Below are 24666 nucleotides of genomic sequence, written 5' to 3' on the forward strand. Positions count from 1 at the left end.
ACTTGTCCAGTTCCCTCTTGCTTCATTTAGCGAAATGAGCCGAGCCACAGAGCGAGGCAGTTTCTGCTAAATGGGGAGCGGTGGCACTTCATCAGGCGGTAACATCATCCTTTCTACTTTGCTTCGGTTTGCTTATCAAGTTGGTTTTCCTTTTTGAATCGTTCGTAGGTCTTACAATCGGCATTTTCTTGAACAAATGCTCGAATGTCGGATGCCTTGTAGTAGGTTTTATGACTTATCGTAAAATAAGGGAGTTTGCCACTTGCCCGATACCGTTGCAGAGTGCGGTACGATACTTTGAGCAGAAATGCCAAATCCTGATTATCCAACAGTTTGTCGTTTTCATCCAGTACGTTGTCGGTGTTGATTAGAGATTTCAGGTCGTGCCCGATTTCAGTGAGTTTCTTCGATAGCCGTTCCATCCACTTGTCGAAGTTTTCATTGTCTATATACATTTTGCTTCAATTTTAAGTTCAACATTATTGTTTTCAATCGATTGATGAAGCAAAGTTCGGCAGAATAAGGAATTAAAAATAGAGGAGTCTGGTATTGACCCCTCTATATGGAAAGCATAAGCGGCTATTTATCAATCTATTGCAAAATCATCTTTTTTCATCTTTGTTTTTCTGTGCTGCTTGCCGTTTCTTATATTCTTTAAGAAGAACAGCTTTCATAGCATCAAGCGTTTTTGTAATGTTGTACGGTTTACGTTTGTATAGTTCCCTTTGACGGTCATAGATGCCATTAAAACTAAAACCAAAAGCCTGTTCAAATACATCGGAGAAAGCAATAATAGAGGACTTCTTTCCAGTACTGTCGGCAATGCCACCTAATAACATCAGGGCTGAAAGAATTTCGGTCATACCCATAATTCCAAGATATTGGAACTTAGGTATGACCGATAAAGGAGATTCAAATACTAATGGAGTTGCCGAAGAAAACGATTCGGGATGCGTGATTTTGAAATTTAGCAGTTCCAGTTCTGCGTTAATAATCGCCAGTGCCTTTTGTGAAAATAGCTTTTTAAGCGCATTTTTCCCCCTGCCCGTAAAGAGGTGTTGTTTCAAATGAAGCTATCTCGATACGGGTAGCTACAAGAATCCGATAAGCAGTCAAATAATCATTTTCATTACTTACGGTTCTAATTTGTTTGACAAATTCGCCATAGGCTTCTTGCATTTCTTCGTTAGTTACTTTTTGTGAGGTTTCAGACAATAGTCCGAATAAGCTCATGTTTAACAATTCGTTCATAGGCATAATTTTTAATTTGTAAATATTGATATTTAGATAAAATCATATTTTATTTTTTATGCTACATGAACAGCTAACTACTTATCTATATATTAAATTCTAACTACACTTTAACAACATTAGGTAATCAAATTCACTTTCTCCAATAATTTCAAAACCCATTTTCTTGTAAAGTTTGACGGCGTAGTTTGCTTTTTTGACATTTAAAGAGGCTTGTTTGTATCCGTTGCAATGCAAGTGTTTAATCATGTTTGCCATTAACTGTGTGCCAATACCTTGATTTCTATATTCTTTATACAGAGCAATTACAAATACAGGGGTGTTGTCGTCAAAATAACCATAGCCTTTTATGTTGCCTGAGAAAGTCCGAACCCAAACTGCTCCTATAATTTTATCCCTTAAATCTGCTACTAAACAAAAATCATCCTTATTACACCCAAAATCCTTTATATAAGCATTCATTTCTGGTTTTTCAAGTATACTTTTAGGTATAAAAGTACTTGTATCTGGTCGATATATTGCCTCATAAAGTATCTCTTTTAGTAGACTAATTTCGTTAGGCTCTATTTCTCGTATTGTTATTTCTTTCATAATCAAAATCTTATAGTTCATTAAATAAATGATATTCTCTTTTTCATTTTTATTAATGCTAATGATTCGTTTTGAAAGCTCAACCATTTTTCTATTTCGTATGGTAAATAGCCTAATTTCGAATACAATAAAATACCTTTTGTGTTCGTATTAAAACACGAAAGATGAAGTTCTAAAACACCATATTTTTCTATGGCAATTTGCTCCATTGTTTGAATTAGGTATTTGCCGATTCCAAGATTTCGATAGTTAGCATCTACCACTACATTCCCTATCGAAGCATATTGACTTTTCTTCACCTCGTAGAAATTTGCAAACCCAACAATAATGTCATTAAACAAAATAACTGTGGAATCAAGGCGGCTATTAATGGCAGATTCTAATTGGCTTTCAGTCAATGGATATTCAGCTTTAGGAAACATAAAAAACAATTCTTCCTCATCTTTAGGTAGCTGACATAATTTTTTTAGATTACTAACTTCAACAGTTCTATGGGATAAATAATTTGTGTCCATAACATAAATTTATTACGTATATATTTGTAATGCAAATATATAATCAAAATATGGGAAGGTAAAATTAACTATACTAAAGAATAGCCTTATTAGTGGATTTACTATCTTTGTACTCTACTATAACTGGAAAGCAACATGACAACTAAATCCACATTCGTATCATCTCATCCGTCCCACGTCTTTGATACAGAAGATAGTATCGACTATTCGGAACGGAACCAGCATTTTATCCAATGTTTGAAAGCACTTGAGGCTTTGATGGATATTGATGCCTATATTCTTGATTATATGAATAAAAAGATACTGTATGTTACGAAAGGAAGCTCACTCTTTTTGGGAAACACTTTGGATGACATCCAAAGAGAAGGGTATCTGTATTTTGAGAAATTCATACATGAGAAGGATATTGAGACAAGAGCTCCTTGTAATAGGAAAGTTTTTGAATATTTCTATTCTTTACCATTAAATAAAAGATTGAATTTCAACGGTTATTATACATATGATTTGAGGGTTAGGGATAGAAGAGGCAAAATGATTCTGATAAACCAAAAAATAACCATACTTGATTTAACCAATGACGGGGTAATAAGATTGACACTTTGTGTTATCAGCTATCCTACCGCAGAGAAGCCGGGCAATGCCTATTTGAAACTGAATGACAATTCGGTTGTTTGGCAGTATATACCATCTATAGATAAGTTCGTGGAAGTAAAAACCCAAAGACTTACCTCAAAGGCAATGACGATTTTGAAACTCGCAAGTAATGGAAAAACCGAGACTGAAATAGCTGAAATACTTGGAATATCAATTCCCACAGTCAAATACCATAAGAAAAAGATATTTGCACGTATTGGAGTGAAAAATACCGCTGAAGCCATTCAATGGATGAATAACCAAAAGAAATTGGTTAAAAGATAGACGATTAGTTGATATATAAAAATAGTTATTTACCTTTGTAAGGAGTTATTTGAGGTAGTGGCAAAACACAGCAGACTAAAGTAGTTTGCTCATTTCTATATCGTTACCCATTGCTATTTCTCTTTCTTCTAAATATCTATTAATCAATAGATAAAATTAAAATCTTCTACTGCTTCACCGGTTTGGCTTACATCGACGTGATGAACTTGAAAGCAGAAAATATCCGGAAAAACTTTGATGGCAAACTTTGGATAATGACTAAACGAATAAAAACCAATGTAAAAGTCAATGTGCCATTGATGGACATACCTAAGATGATTCTCGACAAATATGCAGGTCAACTACCACAGGGCAAATTGCTGCCGGTAATCAGTAACCAGAAGATGAACGCTTACCTGAAAGAGATCGGGGATGTTTGCGGTATCAATAAGAACCTGACTTTCCACAATGCTCGTTGTTTTTCCGCTACCTGGACACGCTGTTAAAATTGTATATCCACGAGCATCTAGGTATGCTTGTCGCTGATGTGTTACATCGTATTCTATATTCATGGTACCAAATGGGTAATCGCGTCTTGAATATATGATGGTAAAGCGAACTTTATGTCACCGCCTTCTTCTTTCTTATCTAACAAAAATGAATTCAGTGTTTGAGCAAATTCAGCTTTCCCCGGCAAACATTTCCACATCAGCAAGGCGACATTCTGCTGTTCTTCTTCGCTCATATCTCGATCTTCAAGTCCAGCCATATAAGAATCCACTTTGCTTATACCTGCTGCATTCTCTTGCTGTATCAGTTCGTAAAGCCAAGTTCCTTTCGTCTTCTCTTTATTAGTAAAAACATTTGCTTTACATATTTGGTATTCCAGAGTTTTCTTTCCCGAACTAATTTTAATATTTGCCTGACCGTTGGCCATGGCGTTCATATTGTTAACGCGACCATTCACATACCCGCTATTGATTCCGTCTCTTAATACATTTAGTTTCGCGTATCCATTTTCCACAAGAGAGTCCAGATTATACTCTTTATCTTTAGAATCAGTAAACTGGTCTTCGTCTGTTACAAAAGCAGTCTTAATTGGTAATCTTTTTTTATCATTTGAAGAGTTAAACAACATTAGGAACTGGTAAAAAGCCGTTCCATCCGTATCCACTATTTCTATCTGGTGGTCAATAAGTGATTTGCCAATCAACTTAGAGAATGTTTCTACTAACTGACACTCTGATATGCCTTCAATAAACAGACATCCATTAGAAAATAGCATTTGCGAGCGAGTAACATCAAAATACCGGGCAATCATCTTTCTGTAGGCTACTATTTCTTTCTCCTTTAATAGCCTGTTGTTACTAGCAACATCACGGACAATATTTTCCGTGTGTCGCTCTTTAAAACAATTACCCACATGATAAGCTGCATTATTCTTCAGCAAAATCAGATTCTCCAGCGGTATCTTTGATGTCAAAGTCGGCGAATGGGTTGTGATGAATGTCTGACTATTCTCACTAGCATCTGCATTTTCAAGGAAGTTATACAAATTAACCTGCAATTGTGGGTGAAGATGAGCCTCCGGCTCTTCTATCAACAATGCATATACACTGACATTATCATCTGTATGACAATCTTTGATGTCACTCAATACCGAAGCTATATATATTAAATTGTTGTACCCAAGGCTATTTTGAGTCAAAACAAATCCTTTTTGATCAGCGGCAGAATATGGCAGGAAAGGTTTAATGATATTAACGATATACTCAATCCTATTCTGCTCTATATGCAGTTTTACGTCCTGAAGTTCTGACCTGTTTATCTGGTTCAGGTTGTCGTTTATACCAGTTTGAGTTTCCCTTACTTCTTGTCTCTGCAAAAGTTGTTTGTTTGCGCTATCCACTATACTTTTCACATCATCCTCCGAACCCGCCCTGTCAACCTTTCTTTTAATGACCCTTCCTAACAGGTTATTGCGAGTACTCATCAGGTCACGCGTACTGTCGCGTAATGCCCCCAGATAATATGGATGAAAATAATGAAACGTATCCCAGTCAGCACGGAGACCATTCTCTTCTTTGCCTGTTATGTATGAGGAATAAATCCTTCCCTTCTCCTTCATCTCGAAACTCAAATGAACCCTAGCAGTCATTGTTCCATCGTCTTTTCTCTCCAAATACTGATAGAAAGCCCCTTCTTGTTGTGCAGACAATCCTTCAAACAAGTAGCAAATATCTATTCGCGTTGACGGTATTACTGTTGTTGACCCGTCAGCGTTTTGTGTAACCTCCACATGGAAATCCTCTTTCGAAATCTCTATATCACGATTAGGTTCACCCCATGCGTAGAAAAGGCGAATCGCATCCATCAAAGATGTCTTCAACTGCCCATTGGCTCCGATAATCACATTCAATTTCTTATCGAATTCCACTAATAGTTCCTTGATTCCCCGAAAGTTCTTTATGTAAATCTTACTTAAATACATAAATCTGCGATTTTATGTTACAAATATCTTCATCCCTGAATTGAAGCATTTTCAGTATCAGTGCAAAAAGAAAGTTCTTTGCCAAAAGCCTCAACTTCTTCTGCTACGACTTTCTTTAGTTCTTCCTGTGGTGCAATTAACCGATAATCTGCCACACCTATAGGTTTACCCATTTCTTCCAATGCCAGTTCCACTTCCACACGGTCTTTCTCGGCGCATAGAATAATGCCGATAGAACGATTCTCATCTTCCCTACGCTCCAAGCGGTCAAGCAATGACAGAAGTAGTTCATCTTATCTGCATATTCCGGCTTAAACTCGCCAATTTTCAAATCAATAGCTACAAGGCAATAGCCCACGATGAAAGAAAAGCATATCAACTCTACTCCGCTTTCTAGTGTATTCGAGCACATGCTGATTGCCTATATAGGTGAAGCCTTTGCCAAGTTCCAAAAGGAATTGCTTTACCTTTTCTACTAATCGAACTTCAAGTTCTGTTTCCAATATAGGGGCTTTAACACCAAGGAATCCCAAATTATAACCGCTTCTGAACACCTCATTGGCAAACATCGCCTGTGCGGCAAGTAGTGTTTGCTCGAAATTATTATCAGAAGGCTCATTTTGCCTCATGTGCATTTTCAGAGAGATGGCACTAGATAGAAGTTCACGATTCCACCCTTTTGATATTATTTCCTGTGCATAGTATAATATGGCATTGTCATCTTCCCGAACTTACGCATCAAGGTAAGTATATGTCCCCATGGTATAACTGCGACAAGCTGTCGCAGTTTTGACTCGCTACCACAGAAGCGTTCATAGAATTTCTTCATGTCCCACAGGTTTCTAGGAGAAACACCCATCTGAGGGTAGCGTTGCTTCAAGTCATAGGACAAACGATTGACTACGCTACACCCATGCTTGCTCTCAACTTTTCTGTCATGAAGCAATTTCCCTATTTCCCAATGAGCCGTACCGATGGCAGAACATACTGCTGTTGCTACCATAGCTCTTGTTCTGTCAATAACTGCGACAGCCTGTCGCAGAATTGCATCATACTCTAATCCTTGTATTTGCGTAATGTCTGTCATGGTCTCAATCTTTACCCGTTATAAGTTCTCGCTTGTCAATGTCAAGTAACGTTGCAATCTTGTCTAATGTGTATAGGTCAGGCTGGGAGACATTAGTACACCACTTGCTTACAGTAGCTGGATTTTTCCCTAATTCCTCGGCAAGCCATTTAGCTGTTCTCTTCTTTTCAACAAGCACAACTTTGATTCGATTTAAATCCCTCATTTATAAATATCTTTAACTTGAACGCAAATATATACAAAATAGTTGGCGATAAGTGGATTTTGAAATACAAAACTTATTTGTACATTCGTTTTTCATAATTATTAAAAAGTTCTCGTTATATTGAGTCCAAAAACAGAACACTATGGCCATTCTTCGCAGGTAATACTTTCAGCACAAAACTTGCACACTTCATTTATTGTGATTTACAAAAGTTAAATTCAGCTTTACTTATGCATTCAAAGAAAAACCATTCCACTTTTCTATCGCGCCAACAATAAATAACTGATAATCAATTGTATTTACACTTAATGATTTTTATATCTTGGCCGAAAAAAGGGAAGAGAAAGCCGCAAAACGGGCAACTCCTGCTTTGTCCGCACAAATTCTGCTCCCGATCTTTCCTTTCTCTTTCCCGTATTCAATCAATATATAGTCTTTTTTCGTATATTTACCGCGACAAACCAATTAATTAGACGATGCCTATGGCATAAACGGAGAAATATTAAGAGATAAAATATAAAAAGCGTTAGCTTTTATTCTTGCTTTTGAAACTTGGCCGTTTTAATCGCAGACAAGAGTAAAGCGTAAACGCTCACGGAAACGTGGGCTTTACTCGTTTATTTGTCTGCACGGTTGGCCAAGACCTCAAAAGCAAATAAAAGGTACTGTCCCACGTCTTTTTTATATGTGTAACTAAACTTCCGCCGGGGGACGGGCGGGACCGATTTACACACATGAAACACAATCTGCCTATCTCTGCTCTATCGGTCGGAGCCGTGCCGACCGGATTCGATCAATACAACATTACCGGCCTCCGCAACGACATGAAAGATTTTCCCGGTTACGAACGGGTTAACGGATGTTCGCGGCTATGTCGGTGAAAAGAATCTTTTTATCGGTCATTTGCCTGTCGTGCTTTCTGTCGGCCCATGCCGGACAGGGAGCCGATTCGGTGCGTATCTACTACCGAGCAGGCTACCGCTACGTTGAACCGGGATTCCGCGATAACCGCGCCGCGCTGGACCGACTGGTACGGTATATCGGCGAGGCACGCTCTGCGGGCCGCCTCGAACGTATCTCCATACGTTCCTACGCCTCCCCGGACGGGGCTAACCGTGCCAACGAACTGCTCTCCGAACGGCGTGCCGATTCGCTCTCTTCATGGATAGTCCGCCACGGCTCCGTTCCCGCCTCCCTGATCGACAGGCAGGCCGCCGGGATAGCGTGGGACGAACTGCGGGCACAGGTGGCCGCATCCGGCATGCTGTACCGCGACGAAGTGCTCGACGTGCTGGACAACACGCCCGTCTGGATCTTCGATGAAAAGAACCAGGTCGTGGGCGGCCGTAAACAACGGCTGATGGACCTGCGCGGCGGCGAACCTTATCGCTATATGCTGCGGGAGTTCTTCCCCGACCTGCGAAGCAGCGTCGTCGTGACATTATACTTCCGGTCGGAAGAAACACCGGAAAGCACGCAACCGCCTGCGGTCGCTCCGCCCCCTGCTCCGGAACCTGGACTGAAACCTGCGGAGAACGACGAGCCGCAACCGGCAACCGTTCCCGATACGGCCGCCGCACCTGAACGTACGGACGAAGCCGGGGAAGCAATCCCGGCACTTATAGGCAAGGCCAGTCCCGAAGCGAAGGGGTGGACTCCCCGGCTCGTAGTCAAGACCAACGCCGTCGGCTGGGCTATGGCCATAAGTAATGTCGCGGTGGAGATAGACCTCTCGCAAAAGCTGTCGCTCAACATTCCGGTTTACTACTCCGCATGGAACTACTTCAGCGGGACGACCAAGTTCCGCATGCTGGCCGCCCAGCCCGAACTGCGTTATTGGCCCACGCGGGATCGCCGCCTCTTCGCGGGCGTCCACTTCGGCGTCGCCTCGTACAATCTCGCCCTCGGCGGCAAGTGGCGCATACAGGACCACGACGGGATGACCCCGGCTTTGGGCGGAGGCGTAAGCGTCGGCTACCGGATGCCCCTCGGCCGCAGCGACCGCTGGAACGTCGAGTTCTCGCTCGGCGCGGGCGCGTACCGCCTGCATTACGACAAGTTCCACAACGAACCCGGCGGAGCGTATTCCTCGACCGTCCGCAAGACCTTCTTCGGGGTAGATAACGCCGCCGTGTCGTTCTCCTATACGTTCGACCTGAAAAAGAAAGGAGGCAGGCGATGAAAAGACTACTGTACCTGGCGATATGCCTTCCGCTGGCATGGCTGACCGCCTGCGACGTGCACGAATTTCCGGATGATTTCGGAACACCTTCGACGATGGAGGTCCGGATCATGGCCGACATAAACTTCCTTACCCCTTTTGAGGATGTCCATGAAATTACCCGTGCGGGCGCTGCCGGAACGGAAAACGCCGCAGGGCCTGCCCGGTTGATCGTCGAGGCTTATACCGACAACCATCCCGGCGGGGAACTGTACCCTTCCGATATATACGGGGCCGAACCTTGCTTGCGGCAGGTGATCCCGTTGGACGAAAGGGCCTTTTGCGACGATCCCGTAGAACTGACGCTCGAATTGGCTCCCCGGGCCTACCTGCTCCTCGCATGGGCCGATTATCAGGATGCCGAAACGGGGGATGAATTGCATTACACGGCCGACAGACTTCACAGCGTATGTTTCTGCGGAACTTATCGCGGTAATGCGGAAACGAAAGACGCCTTCGCCGCCAACAAACGCATAGACCTTTCCCGATACAGAGGACAGCGGAACGCAGTCGTCGAGGAACGAATCACCCTCGACAGGCCCCTCGCCCGCTACGAGATCATCACGCGCGACGTGGCGGAGTTCCGGCGGCAGCGTGCCGCCGAAGCGAGAACGGGCGGCGACCTCTCCTCTTACCGGGTCGAGGTCGCCTACCGGGGATACCTGCCGTCCACGTATAACGCGGCTACGGACAATCCCAGCGATGCCGTGCAGGGAGTCGCTTTCAACGCATCGCTGGCCGAAGTGACCGAAACCTCGGCTACGCTCGCTTTCGATTATGTGTTCGTCAACGGTACGGAATCCGCCGTAACGGCCGACATACGCATATATGACGACGGCGGCGAACTCGTCAGCGAAAGCACCGGCATCCGCATTCCCTATAAGCGGAATGTCGTCACCCGGATATACGGGGACTTTCTGACCCGAAGCTACAATTCCGGTGTGGGCATCGATCCGGATTATGACGGAGAATACGATATCTACCTTTAAGTTTCACCTTTTTAATAATTCTAATTCTATGAAAAAGTTCACATTGTTTTCATTGGTGATGTTATCGGCCGCGTTGGCCTTTACATCGTGCAGCAAAGAGCTTGATCCGGGACAAGTCCGGACGAAGGAAGTAGCCGTTTCACTCGCTACGCGGCTGCCGTCGGCCCCGCAATCGAGGGCCGTAACCGAACAGGTAGCGGACATAGAGGGATACCACCTGCGGTATATCCTCGAAATCTGGACAAGCGGCGATAAGCCCGAACTCTACAAACGGATCGTAAAGGAGGCGGACGCAGACAAGACGACCTCTTTCGACGTCACGCTCCTTTCCGGCCGTACTTTCGATTTTCTCTTGTGGGCCGACTATGCCGAGGACGGCGGCAACGAGGATATGCACTATACGACCGTCAACGGTTTGAAGGAGGTCAGCCGGTCCGAAAAGACCTATATTACCGACGAGCAGCACGACTACGGGCTGGCAGCCACCCGCGATGCTTTTTCGGCACACAAGCAAGTGACCGCAGATGCACCCATAAACGAAACCATTACCCTGACCCGTGCCGTAGCGCAGCTCAATATCTTTACTACGGACTATGAGCAGGTGGAGGAGAGCTTCAGACCCGTCTACACCGGCCTTACCATAACGACGGCGGCGGATTTCAATGTACTGACCGGGACTTCGTTCGGTTCGGCGACTTCCGATCTCCGCTCGTATGTGGCTGTCAAGACCGAAAAGGAAGGTACTACGCCCGACAAGAACAAGGTGTTCACCGGTTATTATTTCACTTCGTCCGAAGGGAAAAACGTAGTGGATATGGACGTGCATTTCTACCGTGCCGACAATAGCGAAGTCGTGACATATAACATGACCAACATTCCGTTGCAACAGAACTACCGTACCAACGTGACCGGCGCCCTGCTTACTCAAACCGGAACGCTCCATGTCGAGACCGAGGCCGCTTTCGCCGGAGACGACATCGAAACGACCGAGCCGAAAGATACGCCTACCGAAACAGGACTTTACTATTCGCTGGACGGTGAAGACTGGACGAAATGGGAAACAGCGGATATGCCGGAAGGGACCTATTCTTCGTTCGCGGCGCTCTCCGTCGGAGGACAGAAATTGACTCAGAATCATCTCACCGCGATAAAGGATCGGAATCTCGAAGTGATCGACCTGAGCAAAGCCATATTCGAAAGGAATACCATGTTCAACAACTCCTTCGAAAACAGCACGGCTTTGCGTTCGTTCATATTCCCGGAGAACATTACCTATATGCCAGCCTATTTTTTCAAAGGGTGCAGTAATTTGGTAAGTGTCGGTTTGACCGATGCAATGACATATATCGGGGCCGGCGGGTTCCAGAACTGCACCTCGCTGACCGAAGTCACACTGCCCGAAAGCGTGACGACGTTAAGGACAATGGCTTTCAGAGGCTGTACGAATCTGCGAACCGTCAATTTGTCGAACATTACCACTTACGAGCGTCTGCTGTTCGAGGGGTGCGAACATTTAGAGATACAGAACGTAACTTTCCCCGACGATATGACGGCGATTCCCGATCAAATATTCGCCAACTGCAAAAGCATTCGGGCCGTAACTTTCCCGCCGCAACTGGAAACCATCGGGTACAATGCGTTCAGCGGTTGTTCGGGTATAACAGAGATCAATCTGCCCGAATCGGTGACCAGTATCGATTATGGCGCTTTTGCGGGAACATCCATCTCTTCGATCGTACTTCCCAACGCGGTTACCGTACTGTCGCCGAGGATGTTCAAACAATGCGAACAACTGACATCGGCAACTTTCTCCAACGATATTACATCCATAGGATCTGAAACTTTCCGTTGGACTGCTCTGGAGTCGATCACCATTCCGGGTACGGTATCCACGGTTGAACAGGTGGCGTTCGCCGATATGCCGAACCTGAAAACCGCCGTTATCGAAGACGGGGAAGCTCCGTTGACATTCGGACTCGGATTCTTTTATCAGGATGAAGCGTTGACATCCGTGACCTTCCCGTCCAATACGGCCGCTTTCAACAATAGGGTGTTGCTCGGATGCTACAATCTGGAAACCATCACCTGCAAAGCTATGAAAGCCCCTGCGGTGAAATTCGAGGATTTCGGAATGATCAATGAAGACCACGGCAGAAACTATCTGGCAGGCTTGAACGTGCCTGACGGACAAAAGAAACTGATCGTGCCTACCGGTGCGACCGGATACGAAGACGATCTTCAGGAAGACGGGACCGAGAACTACTGGAAAACCGTGCTGTTGAATCCCGACAAATGCGGTTACACGATCGAATACCGGGATTTGTAATAACCTTTCGACGAGGAATATCCTCTACATAACATTAGTACACGAAGTAAACCGGGACGCACTTATATAAGTGCGTCCCGGTTCGATTATGTTCGGTCCGTTCGTGAGGTTAGAACGGGTCTTCGGTAGGTCGGTAATTTTTGTAGGGAGGCGTATATCTGCAAAGGTTCGGGGATTCAGTTTAGTCGGGTTAGCTTTATATATAAGCTAAACTAATGTAAACTAAATTCAGGCGGGTAGATTGGATTGCCTGTACGCTTTTGTTTTTGGAAAATGTTTAACTTCGCAAATGCGGTGCACCTCGATAACTCTTTTTCTTTTGGCCAGCAAAAAACAAGTATCATTCAAGCGATAAGAGGGGGATAATGCAATTGTCAGGGAAAACGCTCCTAAATGTGCTGACGAAAAGAAAAAGAAACACGAAACAAGAGTGCCGAGAGGTGCTTAGATTGCCGATGCTATATCCCCTTTTGTTCCTATATTGTTTCTTTCAACGGTTGTTCTTAGCTATATTTTACTGATTAAATGTTATTTATGCAAATATAGGATAACATTTACCAGATTTCGTATAAGCAAAACAAATTTGAACGCTTTTCAATATGGTTGGGTCGAGTATAGTCGACGATGTAAAAGTAGGGAAAAATTTCTTTAAATGGATTTTTTTGAATATTTCCCATAATTTTTTTTTTGTGTTTTGATGGTTGTTTCCTGTTAAGAAATTTGTTTTTGGCATTCTTTTATTATTAAATATGTGTAATTAATGTTTATGTGGTATTTAACATTTACGGGTTAAAAAAATGTTAAATGACTATTGTTTTATTGAAAAGGGGCTTGTATATTTACGACATACTTTGTTATGAATATTTAACATTATTTGTCATATTCTGGTCGAAAATCAATATTAACCAAACATATATATTTCCCATGAAAAGCAATAGAAAAAAATGCAATCTCAACCAGTTGGCGGGGATTATGCCAATTATCGGGAATGAAGAACAGAAAAATTCCGTAGGTGGAGATTACTATTACTCAGAACAAGGAGAGTTGCTTGGTTATCAGCCTGGGGGCAATCAAATTCGCGTGATTGATAAAGCGCAATACAGTAATGGAATGTATAGCACCGCTAAATTACTTTGTTATGCGTCTTCTGAGGCTCAACGTAATGTGTTTTCCAAGATAGCGGGAGTCGATTGTCAAGTCACGGCCGGTGCCTCGGTTCCAGATGCCAACGGCTATGTTGAAGAAGCATATTGTACGCCTTCGGGGCAGATCTATATGAATTATTACGGAAGTGTATACCGGCAGTGTGATTTTTGGGATGTATATTCGACATTATTGCATGAAAGGACTCATTTGGGACAAATAGGCTCCAATTTGACTAGTGATGACCGGGAATTATTGGCCCGGCAAGCGCAGATAAACGATCCTTACTTCAGCCGTTGTTCCGAAGATTACCAATTGCGGGTGTTATGTGATTTTGTACTCCGTGGCGGAACAGTTTATTTCTAATTTTAATTGAAATGAAGAAAGTTTACCATGGGAAAAGGGGCATTGCAATGTTCATTCTGGGTATTTGGATTCTTATTACATCGTGTGCAGATAGCGTAAAAGTTCCTCCTCGGCAGTTTCATAGCTGGACGAGCGATGTGATATTTCTCGACAGTACTCGTTACCTGATGGACCGATCGCCTCTGTATGGACTTGGAGGTTATGAGTATTTGCTGCCCATAGGAGTGACGATGATAGATCCGCCATACCCCCCCGGAACAATAGGAAACGATGATAAAAAATACGCAGCGATCTGGACGTTGGTTGACAGCATGCTTTATCTGAGAGCTATCGACGGCATAAGAACGGTACCGAGAGTCTACATGAGTACGCAATATATTCCGGAAATGAAGAAATTCCTCATAAGTAAAAAAGCGGTGAAAAAAGCCGAAACTCCTCTCGATAAGACACCCATTCGGGCCGCCTGGGTAACAGGCTTGTTTTACGTCAAAAAAGCGGTGGATAAGCCCGGGGAATTCTTCGATTTGGGCGCATGGAGAAAAAGTCCGTTTCAAGAATTGACTTTCGACGAGGGGAAACTCGTTTCGGTCAGGGAAATAGAAACTCTTCCCGTTACGGAAGACGATGAAAAAGAATACCAGAAAAAGTTAATAGAGAACAGGGAGAATCGGGGTAAAGTAAACGAATACATGGAACGGTATCATTTGAAATATTTGGACTTATACGACGATAATAATAATAAAGTCCCTTTTTAAAAAGGGAGGCTGATAGTATTGTTTTCAATGCGCTAAGAAATCGCACATAATTATAAAAGTAAAACTACCATGAAAAACAATCGAAAGAAATATAATCTCAATGAACTAGTAGATATCTTGTCGGTTATCGAGAACGATGATGGACAGTGAGGTATAAGGGCAACTGCACACCAGAGGTATGATCTCGTTTTACATGCCTGGGATATTGAGCGAGTCCCCTCTACGGGATCTTAAAGATTATCGAGGAGCGTGCGGTGAAGGAGGGTTCATATTTACTGATTTCCACATCCTGAGGAGGCGGAGAAGCACTATTGAAAAACCATATGCCACGATATGGGTTTTATTCGATAGCACCTTATTCCTTACCGCATTGGATTATAGCTGTACTTCTCTTTCATTTGGAGCTGCTTCGGATAGGGTGTATCGTTCGATGGAAATTTTTTTTGGGGAAACAATCCGTTCCTGGCGAAAAGGTGAAATTGCCGCCATTCAGAATAATTTCCCTCGGACAGATCAAAGCTGAAAGGGTAAATGGCTGTTTTTATGTGAAGAAAGCGTTAGATTCGATATTCCCTGATACTAAAGCATGACAGTCGTTACCGTTCACTAAGTTGATATTTCAAAATGAGATTTTGGTGTCGAGATAAAAATTTGAAACATATCCCCTGATACAAATTCAGAAAAGAAAGCTTTCAAAAAAAGAAGAAGCGATCCAATAAGAAAAAGGGGGATTAATAAAAACATCTATCCGGATAGTCTGAGTAGGGCATATGACTGAAATAAGAGAAGAAGGCGATATTTCTCCTGGTGTCGGCGCTGGGCAGTCCATATCAATGAATGATAATCAGGATGCTGACAAGAGCGAAGAAGTTCAGGATATCATTGATCGGATACCTACACGGTGGACGGAGCGCATTTCGTTGCTTACGGCATTGTTGATTTTAGGGATCATCGCGTTGGGTTTTATCATCAAATACCCCGATACGGTAGATGGTCAGATCTCAGTGACAGCCCATGCGGCTCCGGTACGTCTTGTGGCTAATACGAGCGGCAAAATGTACTTGCTTCGTGAAAGTGGAGATTATTTGTGTAAAGGAGATGTAATCGCTTATATCGAGAGCGGGGCCGACTATCGGGATATCCTGTACCTGGACTCAACACTACGTTCAACAGGTTTTGAGAATACCGGTATGGACTCGTTGCCCGGAGATCTGATCCTCGGTGACGTGGGTACGGCCTACAACTCTTTTATGGTTGCGTATGCCCAATACAAGCTTCTGATTCAGTCGGATATTTATGAAACGATGCGTAGGAATCTCACGGGCAAGATCGCCCTTGATGAGCAGATCGTGGTGAACATGGTCCGGGAAATCGAGCTGAAGAAACAGGCTGTGGACAGCGCATACGCACAATTAGATCGGGATAGCCTACTTGTAATACAAAACGCCTTGTCTGTGGCGGAGTATCAACAACAACGTAATAACTGTCTTGTTCTGGAAGAGGCGGTATTAACGTTGCAGAATAACCGGTTGGCCAAACAATCGGAGATTGCCCAGAATCGTTTGGAAATCCAGCGTATCACACTCGAAGAAAATGAAACCCGTGCTAAGACATTCGCCGAGGTGAATACGGCCCGCAATGCGTTGGAGAACGCTGTCAATGTATGGAAAGAGCGATATCTACAGTATGCACCGATCGACGGAGAATTGGAATATCTCGGCTTTTGGAGGGAGAACAGTTTTGTCAATTCCGGACAGGAGCTTTTCACGGTTATTCCGGATAAAGGCGATTTCTTCGGTGAGATAAAGATTCCGGCTCAGGGAGCGGGAAAGGTCGAGGTGGGGCAGCAGGCCAACGTGAAATTGCTGAAATATCCTTATGACGAGTACGGTTATTTGCGTGGTAAGGTAAGTTCCATTTCACGGATCACAAACAATATCAATACTGAGAATGGAATCACCCCTACTTATTTGGTTACCATATCGTTTCCGGATGGCATGACGACGAATTTTGGTCGCCGTCTTCCTCTCGATTTCGAAACGCAGGGCCAGGTAGAGATTATCACTAAACGAAAGCGACTGATCGAGAGATTGTTCGATAATCTGAAAGCCAAAGCGGAGAAATAATATATCCTGCCGATCCGTCACATCCAGAAATTGATTGTCCAACCTATTCACCCAACTTTATGTTTAAACTCTTTCCGGTTGAATATCAGATGGACTCGCAAGACTGCGGGCCAGCTTCGCTGAAGATTATTGCTAATAGAAATAGTTGAATTTATTTGTTATAAATATAGGAATTAATTTTAATTTGATACAGGTCTTCATCCGAGATTAGATGCTTAAACCAAGATTCATGTGGAAATCTGGTCGGGATAATAATTGGCAAATCACGATAGTGAAAATATCCGGAAAATTCGCCAAAATTATTTGTGAAAATCAGGGAAATACTGTAACTTTCAATGCTAGATTCTGTCATTCGACAGAGATAATTACCTGTAATTATTCTATTGCCTGATCAATCTATGAAAATATCGGTCGCGCTGTGTACATACAACGGCGAAAAGTATATTGCTGAACAACTATGCAGCATTTTTTGCCAGGATGAATATTTTATCGATGAAATTCAAATAGGTGATGATGGATCGACAGATCATACGATTGATATTATCCAAGAATTTCAGGCAAAATACGGGAAAATACATTTGACCGTAAATGATGAGCGTTTGGGCCCTGTGAAGAATTTCGAACGTACAATCATGCGATGCCAAGGAGATTATATCTGCCTGTCGGATCAGGATGACGTCTGGCATCCTGATAAATTGAAAGTGCTTATACCTATTCTTGAAAATGATAATACAATTCAGGCTTGCTTTACCAATGCTTCCCTGATTGATGGGGAAGGGGAGCCTATCGACGGGTGTTTATGGCAGGCATTTGGTGCTAAACGTAACGAGGAGTGCCTTTTGACTACAGATAGAATATTGGAGTTTATTCTACGTTTCGGCAATGTTGTTACAGGCGCTACGCTGGTCTTAAAATCAGCATGTAGGGATAAAATTCTTCCGTTTTATCACAGGTATGGATATGAATATCACGACTGGATGATTGCTAGCCAGTTAGCGATGAATAAGGAAATATATCCCGTAGATCAAGAGTTGATCAGTTATAGGATACATGAAAAACAGCAGGCCGGGATTCCCCGCTCAGATACCTGGGATACGATCTTTGATATACGTAAAAACATCCTGGGGAAAAGATTTGACAATGTAAGTTACAGTAGGACACTGGCTTTTACGTGGAACTATTTCAAAAATACAATCAACGAACTTCGTTTTTATAAAGAAGCATCTGGATATTTACTGAAGCGGTGTTTTGTGGAAGCCCGGAGAGAGTGGGCCAGTTTCAAACGGTATCAGTTGATTCCAAGTTCAAGTGGAAGTAGTCATTCTGATTCTAAAAGTTCAATTTGTTTTTTCGTCGGATACTCCGATTCAGGTGTGACCGCTCCGGAAGATATGGAATATATCCGCGAGCTCCAGAAACATTTTTGTAGGGTGATTGTACTGACTAATTATCAACCATCGGACGAAGTTCCTGGTTATGAATATATGTTGTTGGAAAATAAAGGATATGACTTCGGTTTTTTCTATCAGGCGGTTAGACGGATGAATTTAGCATACTATCATACTGTCGGGTTTGTAAATAATAGTAATCGATTAGTGAGAGGAGCTTCCCTACATGACTTTTTCTCATGGTGCCGTTTACAACGATCTTCGTTCTGCGGAATTACCGATAGCTATCAGGCACCTGAAGATGTCGATCCCCGATATGCATATCATTTGCAAAGCCATTTGCTCGTATTTAAAGGGCGGGCCATTGAGTATTTGCTAGATTTTTTCGATGAGATAGATTTCAGGCGTTTCTTTTCAATCGAGAATAAGACCACTCTGAGACGGTTCATTATCAAGGAATGCGAAATTGGGTTAACTCGCTATATGATCCGACGTAAAGTGAAGCCAGTGTCTTGGATGAAATCAGAAGTACTATGTTCGGAGATGTGTCGATCGGTTGAAAGTGTCAATCCGCATATTGATTTCTGGGAGGAGATGATACAGCGGGGATATCCTCTGATGAAAAAGAAGCTCATATCCGGGAAATGGGATAATCTGATTCGAAATGCCGATAATATTTCGAAGTACCTGTAAAATCAAGGAGGGAAAATATGATTAGAGTAAACTGCATTAATCTGGAAAGCCGTACCGAACGTAAGAACCATATCGAAATAGAGTTCTCCGATCGCCATGAATTTAATCTGCGGATCGTCCAAGCTATCAAACATGAAGTGGGCGCGATCGGGCTATGGCAATCATTGATCGGAGTGGTAAAAGAGATGTCTCTGTACGATGACGAGTATTTCATTTTTTGTGAGGATGATCATACATTTACCAAGCATTATACGTCCGGGGTACTGCAAGAAGGTATCGAAACAGCGAAGAGTCACAATGCCGATATTCTCCTTGGAGGTGTCAGTTGGTTGGAAACGGCCGTACAGGTATCTGATCGTATGTTCTGGGTGGATAAGTATACCGGTAATCAGTTTGTGGTGATATTCAATAAGTTCTATCCTGTGATTTTGGGAATAACTGATTTTGAAAATATGACTGCCGATAAAAAAATATCTGAACTGTCCGAAAACAAATTCGTTATATTCCCGTTTATTTCACTTCAGAAGGAATTCGGATACTCCGATGCAACGAATAATAACAATAATACCGGGCGAGTGGATTACTTGTTCGATACGACGATTAAAAAGCTATCGAAGATCGATAAGGTTAGACGCTATTATTGTAATATGCGATGAATTATGGAGACGGCTAATATCGAATTGCCGGTTTACCTAATCGGCAGTCAATTTGACGGAGGTACCGTAGAGGCAGCGTTCAAACAGTTTGAAGGAAGGGATGAGTTCTGTCTGAGTATGATTGATGACGTGAAAGATGCTCGGGGGAAACCGGATCGTTGGCAAACAGTGAAACGGTGCGTGAAAAAAGCGATTGAGGCTCAGGAGGATTTGTTTGTCCTTTGCGAGTCCGATCATATTTTTACGGCACAATACCATAAGGATTATCTGATTCGAAATATTATAGAGGCTCATGGACAAGGATGTAATATTTTGTGCGGAGGTGTCGCAAGTTTTCAGGATGCCGTTCCGTTGAGCCGAAATCGGTATTGGATCGATAGTTTCATGGTTTCGTCTTTCACGATCATATATGTAAAATTCTATCAAAACTTGCTCGATGAGCCGGGGACAGAAAATTTGACTCTCGACCAGAATCTTTCGAAAATGACTAGCCATAAAATGACGCTCTACCCATTTATTTCTGTTCGGAATTACCCGAAATCGGGAGGACTGGGGACTTTGCAATGCGAGATAATGTATCGGTTTACAAATTCCGGGATGAAACTAAAGATTTATCAGGAGGCTTATGACCGCTATATTTTGAAAAATCGATAAAAAAAGGGAGAATTTCCCCCTTTTTGCGTTTGGCGTCGAAACCTGTTAGTCCTCATATCGGAACATTCCTTCTATCTGCTCCAAGTATTCAGGGAATTTCTTATGTCCTTCCTCCGTAGTGAAGATGTACATCATAATATACCCCCGTCCTTTCTTTTGGATCACCAGTGTGTCGAGATACTTATACTTCCCCTGGTAGTCGTAGTATTCGTTCACAGGTTTAAAATTCAGTGAAACCCGGAAAGCCGTATCGGCATTGAATATACTTTTAGCCTTTTCTTCCGGATAATATTCGAGGTATTGACGCCAGTCTATATCGTTTCTTCCATGTAAAAAATAATGATAATGTCCCATTGCAAAGATAATATCCGCTCTGGTTGACCACATGTGTTGCATGTCGAGTACGCGAAGCGGATCGTCGGGAGAGTAACGTTTCATCGATATGATATACAGCGTGTCCTCGGGGGTAAGGGGCGGAAACAAGGAAAACATGGCGATACATTGCCGGTCTTTGGAATATAATACGTTATAGCCGGCAGTCATGATTTTCCTTAATTTAGGATAACCATAAAAGTCTTCCCCATACAAAATTTCGTCGAACTCACGCGGTTTAGTGTATGTTGCGCCCATCAATTTTAGTATCCTGGAGTTTTCATTCCCCAACCATCTGTTTTCATAATAACTGATGTTCCGGGTTACGTCCCCTGCCCAGACTTTCTGGTTTTGGGCAGGGCATAACACCGGTACCATGATGGACTGAATTAAAAAAATAAGGCATATGAATGTTCGCATCATAGTCTGTTTTTATTAAAATATAGAACCGCCGGCAGAATACGACCCTACTTCTCCGACGGCATAGATCGTCGACCAAGCGCCAATATCAACCTTGCCAGGCATTTGATTTGCCTCATCCCAGTACTTAATTTGAGTTTTTCCTGTGTTAGGATTTAGGTAGGTGCCGGTGATAACCACCGCATGGCCCACCTGGCCATTATCATTATTGAAAACCATCATCCCTTTGTACTCTTTGCCGTTATATGTGATGTTTCCTTGCTGAGAAATCGATATCTGATTATCTCCGATTTCAAATACCTCCATGTCTCCGAAAGATCCCATTGTGGGAATATCACTTGCATTTACTTCGCCCCCACTACCTGCCCAATATCCTAGTACCTCATGCGTTTCAATTGAGTAATGCTGCCAGTCGAAGGCATCTCCGTCTAGAAAATCTAAACAATGGAATACACATGAAGGTGGGGGTTCTTTCCCTCCAATAGAGGACTCCATCTCATCTTTTTCAATAATCTCTAGAAAATCTGCTGATTTTAGCTTGTCCAAGGTAAGTTTTGTTTTCATCGTATTTTTATATTTAAATTAATAAAATAATGAATTGACTTAACTGGCTTCCCTTGTTTACTCCAACATCTTCATCAATACAATTCACATAACTATTTATGTCGAGTAAAACCTCTGCTTATTTTGAGATTTAAAATCTGTTCGATGTAAATATAATAATAATAATGATTGAAATACAATGCAGTATTAGGATTATTTTTTTAGCATAATTAAATACTGATGTAGATGTTTTATATTGATGAAATTCAGCGTTATAATGTGTATTTACGAAAATGTAAGGGGATGGACGAGCTATTTTTTTCCTACTAATCTCTCAGAAATCTCATTTTTAGCTCTATGTGTATGAGCAGGGTTGATGGCTGTTAATATTCCCATACAAACATATAGAGCCACGCCTATATAAGCGTGGCTCTATTGGCAAAACCGAAGACGGTTTATTTTTTCGACTCTTCCAGAGATGCCTGACGGAATTCTTTCATCAGTTTGGTCAGTTCAAGGGTAGCTTTGCGGGCGCGGGTGCCGGCTGCTTTGTTTCCATTTTCGAGTTGACGGGTCGCATCGGCAGAAAATTCAGCCATCTTGGCCTGGATCTTCTCAAATAATTCTTTCATTTTTATTGAGTCTTAAATGTGACGGGCAAATATACGATTTTTGTGGAATATCGTTATGTCGCGTTTTTATAGTTCCGATGTAGTAATTTTTGTCTGTTTGAGGTGTATTAATTAAATCGGTTGGGCGGGGGGAGGCTAGGTGTCTTTGTTCAATGATTTATCGGGATTTACAGATTACGACAAACTTCTTGCATAATTCTATAAAAGATAGTACCTTTGCTTAATAGATAGGTAAAGTGACGTAAAATGCTGGACAAATACGTCAGTCAGAATCGTTACCAAATCGTTACTGTTTGAAATATTGGAATGCGGTAAGCATTAATAAATAGGCAATTGCGAGGATGGGTTCGAATCCCCCTTTCTCCGCGATTTGAGATAATTGCAGATGTCCGTACAGCCGGCCGTGAGGCGGTTGTACGGATGTTTTTGTTTTCAGATACTCTTGCCCGGACGTGGGAATGACGGCGTCGGCGCGTTGCGAAGCGGCGGGAATGTAAATCCTGCCCGATGCCCGGAACTGTCTGGCGACAGGCGATGCATAGCGGGCCGGCGGCGGCTTTCGCCGAGGCGGACCCTTTTTCGAAACCCGCGAAGCGGGGCGAAACGGTTCCGTTCCGGATCGTTATAAATAAAAAGCGATCGTGAAATTGTTATAAGTTTTTTTAATTTTGCGAACATCGGGGAAATATCCTTATGCACACGTGTTTCCCGTCTGTAATACGGGTAGGATTATCCGTAATTCGGGTACGGTCGATATGGCCTGTTTTTAGGTATTTTTGTGGTGCGGGGAGTAAAAGATGGAAACGAAAGAACGATAATATATAAAAGCCTATGTTGCGAAAAATAAGAGTAACGCTCGCCGTCGTCTGTTTTACGCTGATCACATTGTTGTTTCTCGATTTTACGGGAACGTTGCACGCGTGGTTCGGGTGGCTGGCGAAAATTCAATTCTTGCCGGCGGTACTGGCGCTGAATGTCGGCGTAATCGTGGCGCTGCTGGCGTTGACGCTTCTGTCGGGGCGTGTCTACTGTTCGGTGATCTGCCCGTTGGGGGTATTTCAGGACGCGATTTCGTGGATCAGCGGGAAACGGAAAAAGAAAAAATACCGTTTTTCGTATTCGCCGGCCGTATCGTGGCTGAGGTACGGTGCGCTGGCGTTGTTCGTCGTCGCAGCGGTCGCCGGTATCGGTTCGCTGGTGGCGTTGCTCGCTCCGTACAGTTCCTACGGCCGCATCGTGCAAAACCTGTTCGCTCCCGCGTATCAGTGGGGAAACAACCTGCTGGCCTATCTGGCCGAAAGGGCCGGCAGTTACGCTTTCTACCGGACGGAGGTGTGGATGAAAAGCCTGCCGACTTTTCTCGTGGCCGCCGTTACTTTCGTGACGCTGATCGTGCTGGCGTGGCGTAACGGTCGTACTTATTGCAATACGATTTGCCCGGTGGGTACGGTGCTGGGTTTTTTTTCCAGGTATTCCCTGTTCCGTCCGGTGATCGATACGGAAAAATGCAACGGTTGCGGTCTTTGTGCGCGTAAATGCAAAGCGGCCTGCATTGATTCGTCGAAGCACCGGATCGATTACAGCCGGTGCGTGGATTGTATGGATTGTATCGACGCTTGCCGGCAGGGAGCCGTCGGTTATCGGTTCCGGTTTGCGAAAACCGGTGCGAAACCGGCCGTCGCTTTCGAAGCGGTCGGCGATACGCGAAAGCCGGATACAGCCCGCCGCAGTTTTTTGACCGGTCTGGGACTGTTGGCCGCTTCGGCAGCCGTCCGGGCGCAGGAGAAAAAAGTGGACGGCGGCCTGGCCGTTATTTTGGACAAGAAGATACCGGATCGGGCGACGCCCGTCGTCCCGCCCGGAGCCCGGAGTCTCCGGAATATGGCGGCCCACTGTACCGGCTGCCAGCTCTGCGTGTCGGTATGTCCCGACGGCGTATTGCGGCCTTCGGCCCGTCTGGCGACCCTGATGCAGCCCGAAATGTCTTATGAGCGTGGTTACTGTCGTCCGGAGTGCGCTAAATGCGCCGAGGTTTGTCCGACGGATGCGATACGCCTGACCGGTCTTGCGGAAAAATCGTCGATTCAGATCGGCCATGCCGTCTGGGTGAAAGAGAACTGCGTGCCGCTTACGGACGGGGTGGATTGCGGCAACTGCGCTCGCCATTGTCCGACGGGAGCCATTACGATGGTTCCGTCCGATCCCGATACGGCGGATTCTCCGAAAATCCCCGTTGTGAACGAAGAGCGGTGCATCGGCTGCGGCGCGTGCGAAAACCTTTGCCCGGCGCGTCCGTTCAGTGCGATCTATATCGAAGGACACGAAAATCACAGAACGATTTAAGA

At 43.7% G+C, this 24666-nt stretch carries 22 protein-coding genes and 2 pseudogenes; 12 read left to right on the forward strand and 12 right to left on the reverse strand.

Annotated features, from left to right (window positions below; translation table 11 throughout):
- Window positions 1-113 precede the first annotated feature (113 nt).
- The 5 genes from PGR91_RS09275 to PGR91_RS09295 all read right to left on the reverse strand — a co-directional run bounded on the left by PGR91_RS09275 (window position 114) and on the right by PGR91_RS09295 (window position 2357).
- The gene (locus PGR91_RS09275) at window positions 114-455 is read right to left on the reverse strand and encodes a helix-turn-helix domain-containing protein (protein ID WP_118655906.1); all 342 of its coding nucleotides are present in this window, start codon (window positions 453-455) and stop codon (window positions 114-116) included.
- Window positions 456-602: 147 nt separating this feature from the next.
- Entirely contained in the window at window positions 603-1067 is a 465-nt protein-coding gene (locus PGR91_RS09280) for a hypothetical protein (protein ID WP_259336714.1), read from the reverse strand.
- Window positions 1024-1251 carry a hypothetical protein gene (locus PGR91_RS09285; RefSeq protein WP_182424212.1) on the reverse strand — a complete coding sequence of 76 codons (228 nt, stop codon included), beginning with the start codon at window positions 1249-1251 and terminating at the stop codon, window positions 1024-1026. Before PGR91_RS09285 ends, PGR91_RS09280 begins: the two co-directional genes overlap by 44 nt.
- A 99-nt stretch (window positions 1252-1350) precedes the next feature.
- A complete protein-coding gene (locus PGR91_RS09290) occupies window positions 1351-1842 on the reverse strand; it encodes a GNAT family N-acetyltransferase (RefSeq protein ID WP_118656244.1) in 492 nt (163 codons plus the stop codon).
- Window positions 1843-1862: 20 nt separating this feature from the next.
- The gene (locus PGR91_RS09295; RefSeq protein ID WP_118655912.1) at window positions 1863-2357 is read right to left on the reverse strand and encodes a GNAT family N-acetyltransferase; all 495 of its coding nucleotides are present in this window, start codon (window positions 2355-2357) and stop codon (window positions 1863-1865) included.
- Window positions 2358-2594: 237 nt separating this feature from the next.
- On the opposite strand from PGR91_RS09295, the gene PGR91_RS09300 reads away from it, so the two are divergent.
- The gene (locus PGR91_RS09300; protein ID WP_182424213.1) at window positions 2595-3275 is read left to right on the forward strand and encodes a helix-turn-helix domain-containing protein; all 681 of its coding nucleotides are present in this window, start codon (window positions 2595-2597) and stop codon (window positions 3273-3275) included.
- Between the two features lie 161 nt (window positions 3276-3436).
- Window positions 3437-3751, forward strand: a pseudogene (locus tag PGR91_RS09305) (site-specific integrase); the annotation flags it as partial.
- Between the two features lie 71 nt (window positions 3752-3822).
- On the opposite strand, the gene PGR91_RS09310 reads toward PGR91_RS09305, so the two are convergent.
- The 4 genes and pseudogenes from PGR91_RS09310 to PGR91_RS09325 all read right to left on the reverse strand — a co-directional run bounded on the left by PGR91_RS09310 (window position 3823) and on the right by PGR91_RS09325 (window position 7037).
- Window positions 3823-5745, reverse strand: coding sequence for an ATP-dependent nuclease (locus PGR91_RS09310; RefSeq protein WP_118655916.1), 1923 nt, complete (start codon window positions 5743-5745; stop codon window positions 3823-3825).
- A gap of 29 nt (window positions 5746-5774) precedes the next feature.
- Window positions 5775-6380 (reverse strand): annotated as a pseudogene (locus PGR91_RS09315) (PDDEXK nuclease domain-containing protein).
- A gap of 50 nt (window positions 6381-6430) precedes the next feature.
- The gene (locus PGR91_RS09320) at window positions 6431-6832 is read right to left on the reverse strand and encodes a DUF1016 N-terminal domain-containing protein (RefSeq protein WP_306445621.1); all 402 of its coding nucleotides are present in this window, start codon (window positions 6830-6832) and stop codon (window positions 6431-6433) included.
- A 4-nt stretch (window positions 6833-6836) separates the two neighbouring features.
- The gene (locus PGR91_RS09325; protein WP_118655918.1) at window positions 6837-7037 is read right to left on the reverse strand and encodes a helix-turn-helix transcriptional regulator; all 201 of its coding nucleotides are present in this window, start codon (window positions 7035-7037) and stop codon (window positions 6837-6839) included.
- Window positions 7038-7908: 871 nt separating this feature from the next.
- Here PGR91_RS09325 and PGR91_RS09330 point away from each other — a divergent pair.
- From PGR91_RS09330 to PGR91_RS09370, 9 genes are all read left to right on the forward strand, one after another.
- Window positions 7909-9219 (forward strand): DUF3575 domain-containing protein, encoded by a 1311-nt coding sequence (locus PGR91_RS09330; RefSeq protein WP_182424214.1) that lies wholly within the window; start codon window positions 7909-7911, stop codon window positions 9217-9219.
- Window positions 9216-10247 (forward strand): DUF6562 domain-containing protein, encoded by a 1032-nt coding sequence (locus PGR91_RS09335; RefSeq protein ID WP_118655922.1) that lies wholly within the window; start codon window positions 9216-9218, stop codon window positions 10245-10247. Before PGR91_RS09330 ends, PGR91_RS09335 begins: the two co-directional genes overlap by 4 nt.
- 28 nt (window positions 10248-10275) lie before the next feature.
- Window positions 10276-12573: a leucine-rich repeat domain-containing protein gene (locus tag PGR91_RS09340; protein WP_182424215.1), complete on the forward strand. Its 2298-nt coding sequence runs from the start codon at window positions 10276-10278 to the stop codon at window positions 12571-12573.
- 804 nt (window positions 12574-13377) lie between these two features.
- Entirely contained in the window at window positions 13378-14082 is a 705-nt protein-coding gene (locus PGR91_RS09345) for a hypothetical protein (RefSeq protein ID WP_118655926.1), read from the forward strand.
- Between the two features lie 11 nt (window positions 14083-14093).
- Window positions 14094-14837 (forward strand): hypothetical protein, encoded by a 744-nt coding sequence (locus PGR91_RS09350; RefSeq protein ID WP_118459136.1) that lies wholly within the window; start codon window positions 14094-14096, stop codon window positions 14835-14837.
- A 770-nt stretch (window positions 14838-15607) separates the two neighbouring features.
- The gene (locus tag PGR91_RS09355; RefSeq protein ID WP_259336715.1) at window positions 15608-16963 is read left to right on the forward strand and encodes an HlyD family secretion protein; all 1356 of its coding nucleotides are present in this window, start codon (window positions 15608-15610) and stop codon (window positions 16961-16963) included.
- A 398-nt stretch (window positions 16964-17361) separates the two neighbouring features.
- Entirely contained in the window at window positions 17362-19044 is a 1683-nt protein-coding gene (locus PGR91_RS09360; protein WP_118459134.1) for a glycosyltransferase, read from the forward strand.
- Between the two features lie 17 nt (window positions 19045-19061).
- A complete protein-coding gene (locus PGR91_RS09365) occupies window positions 19062-19700 on the forward strand; it encodes a glycosyl transferase (RefSeq protein ID WP_118459132.1) in 639 nt (212 codons plus the stop codon).
- 3 nt (window positions 19701-19703) lie between these two features.
- Window positions 19704-20354 carry a glycosyl transferase gene (locus PGR91_RS09370; RefSeq protein ID WP_118655930.1) on the forward strand — a complete coding sequence of 217 codons (651 nt, stop codon included), beginning with the start codon at window positions 19704-19706 and terminating at the stop codon, window positions 20352-20354.
- A 45-nt stretch (window positions 20355-20399) separates the two neighbouring features.
- Here PGR91_RS09370 and PGR91_RS09375 read toward each other — a convergent pair whose 3' ends face one another.
- From PGR91_RS09375 to PGR91_RS09385, 3 genes are all read right to left on the reverse strand, one after another.
- Entirely contained in the window at window positions 20400-21104 is a 705-nt protein-coding gene (locus tag PGR91_RS09375) for a hypothetical protein (protein ID WP_147387370.1), read from the reverse strand.
- A gap of 57 nt (window positions 21105-21161) precedes the next feature.
- A complete protein-coding gene (locus PGR91_RS09380) occupies window positions 21162-21710 on the reverse strand; it encodes a hypothetical protein (RefSeq protein WP_147387371.1) in 549 nt (182 codons plus the stop codon).
- Between the two features lie 434 nt (window positions 21711-22144).
- Window positions 22145-22321 carry a histone H1 gene (locus PGR91_RS09385; protein ID WP_118459034.1) on the reverse strand — a complete coding sequence of 59 codons (177 nt, stop codon included), beginning with the start codon at window positions 22319-22321 and terminating at the stop codon, window positions 22145-22147.
- Between the two features lie 831 nt (window positions 22322-23152).
- Here PGR91_RS09385 and PGR91_RS09390 point away from each other — a divergent pair.
- Entirely contained in the window at window positions 23153-24664 is a 1512-nt protein-coding gene (locus PGR91_RS09390) for a 4Fe-4S binding protein (RefSeq protein WP_101572697.1), read from the forward strand.
- Window positions 24665-24666: the final 2 nt, after the last annotated feature.

This window comes from Candidatus Alistipes pullistercoris, assembly GCF_027665465.1.
Taxonomy (GTDB): Bacteria; Bacteroidota; Bacteroidia; order Bacteroidales; family Rikenellaceae; genus Alistipes_A; species Alistipes_A hominis.

Excerpts from the sequence above, each read along its gene's own strand:
- PGR91_RS09275 (WP_118655906.1), bottom strand. The coding sequence starts at position 455 with ATGTATATAGACAATGAAAACTTCGACAAGTGGATGGAACGGCTATCG.
- PGR91_RS09285 (WP_182424212.1), bottom strand. The coding sequence starts at position 1,251 with ATGAACGAATTGTTAAACATGAGCTTATTCGGACTATTGTCTGAAACC.
- PGR91_RS09290 (WP_118656244.1), bottom strand. The coding sequence starts at position 1,842 with ATGAAAGAAATAACAATACGAGAAATAGAGCCTAACGAAATTAGTCTA.
- PGR91_RS09295 (WP_118655912.1), bottom strand. The coding sequence starts at position 2,357 with ATGGACACAAATTATTTATCCCATAGAACTGTTGAAGTTAGTAATCTA.
- PGR91_RS09310 (WP_118655916.1), bottom strand. The coding sequence starts at position 5,745 with ATGTATTTAAGTAAGATTTACATAAAGAACTTTCGGGGAATCAAGGAA.
- PGR91_RS09320 (WP_306445621.1), bottom strand. The coding sequence starts at position 6,832 with ATGACAGACATTACGCAAATACAAGGATTAGAGTATGATGCAATTCTG.
- PGR91_RS09325 (WP_118655918.1), bottom strand. The coding sequence starts at position 7,037 with ATGAGGGATTTAAATCGAATCAAAGTTGTGCTTGTTGAAAAGAAGAGA.
- PGR91_RS09330 (WP_182424214.1), top strand. The coding sequence starts at position 7,909 with ATGTCGGTGAAAAGAATCTTTTTATCGGTCATTTGCCTGTCGTGCTTT.
- PGR91_RS09335 (WP_118655922.1), top strand. The coding sequence starts at position 9,216 with ATGAAAAGACTACTGTACCTGGCGATATGCCTTCCGCTGGCATGGCTG.
- PGR91_RS09340 (WP_182424215.1), top strand. The coding sequence starts at position 10,276 with ATGAAAAAGTTCACATTGTTTTCATTGGTGATGTTATCGGCCGCGTTG.
- PGR91_RS09345 (WP_118655926.1), top strand. The coding sequence starts at position 13,378 with ATGACTATTGTTTTATTGAAAAGGGGCTTGTATATTTACGACATACTT.
- PGR91_RS09350 (WP_118459136.1), top strand. The coding sequence starts at position 14,094 with ATGAAGAAAGTTTACCATGGGAAAAGGGGCATTGCAATGTTCATTCTG.
- PGR91_RS09355 (WP_259336715.1), top strand. The coding sequence starts at position 15,608 with ATGACTGAAATAAGAGAAGAAGGCGATATTTCTCCTGGTGTCGGCGCT.
- PGR91_RS09360 (WP_118459134.1), top strand. The coding sequence starts at position 17,362 with ATGAAAATATCGGTCGCGCTGTGTACATACAACGGCGAAAAGTATATT.
- PGR91_RS09365 (WP_118459132.1), top strand. The coding sequence starts at position 19,062 with ATGATTAGAGTAAACTGCATTAATCTGGAAAGCCGTACCGAACGTAAG.
- PGR91_RS09370 (WP_118655930.1), top strand. The coding sequence starts at position 19,704 with ATGGAGACGGCTAATATCGAATTGCCGGTTTACCTAATCGGCAGTCAA.
- PGR91_RS09375 (WP_147387370.1), bottom strand. The coding sequence starts at position 21,104 with ATGGTACCGGTGTTATGCCCTGCCCAAAACCAGAAAGTCTGGGCAGGG.
- PGR91_RS09380 (WP_147387371.1), bottom strand. The coding sequence starts at position 21,710 with ATGAAAACAAAACTTACCTTGGACAAGCTAAAATCAGCAGATTTTCTA.
- PGR91_RS09385 (WP_118459034.1), bottom strand. The coding sequence starts at position 22,321 with ATGAAAGAATTATTTGAGAAGATCCAGGCCAAGATGGCTGAATTTTCT.
- PGR91_RS09390 (WP_101572697.1), top strand. The coding sequence starts at position 23,153 with ATGTTGCGAAAAATAAGAGTAACGCTCGCCGTCGTCTGTTTTACGCTG.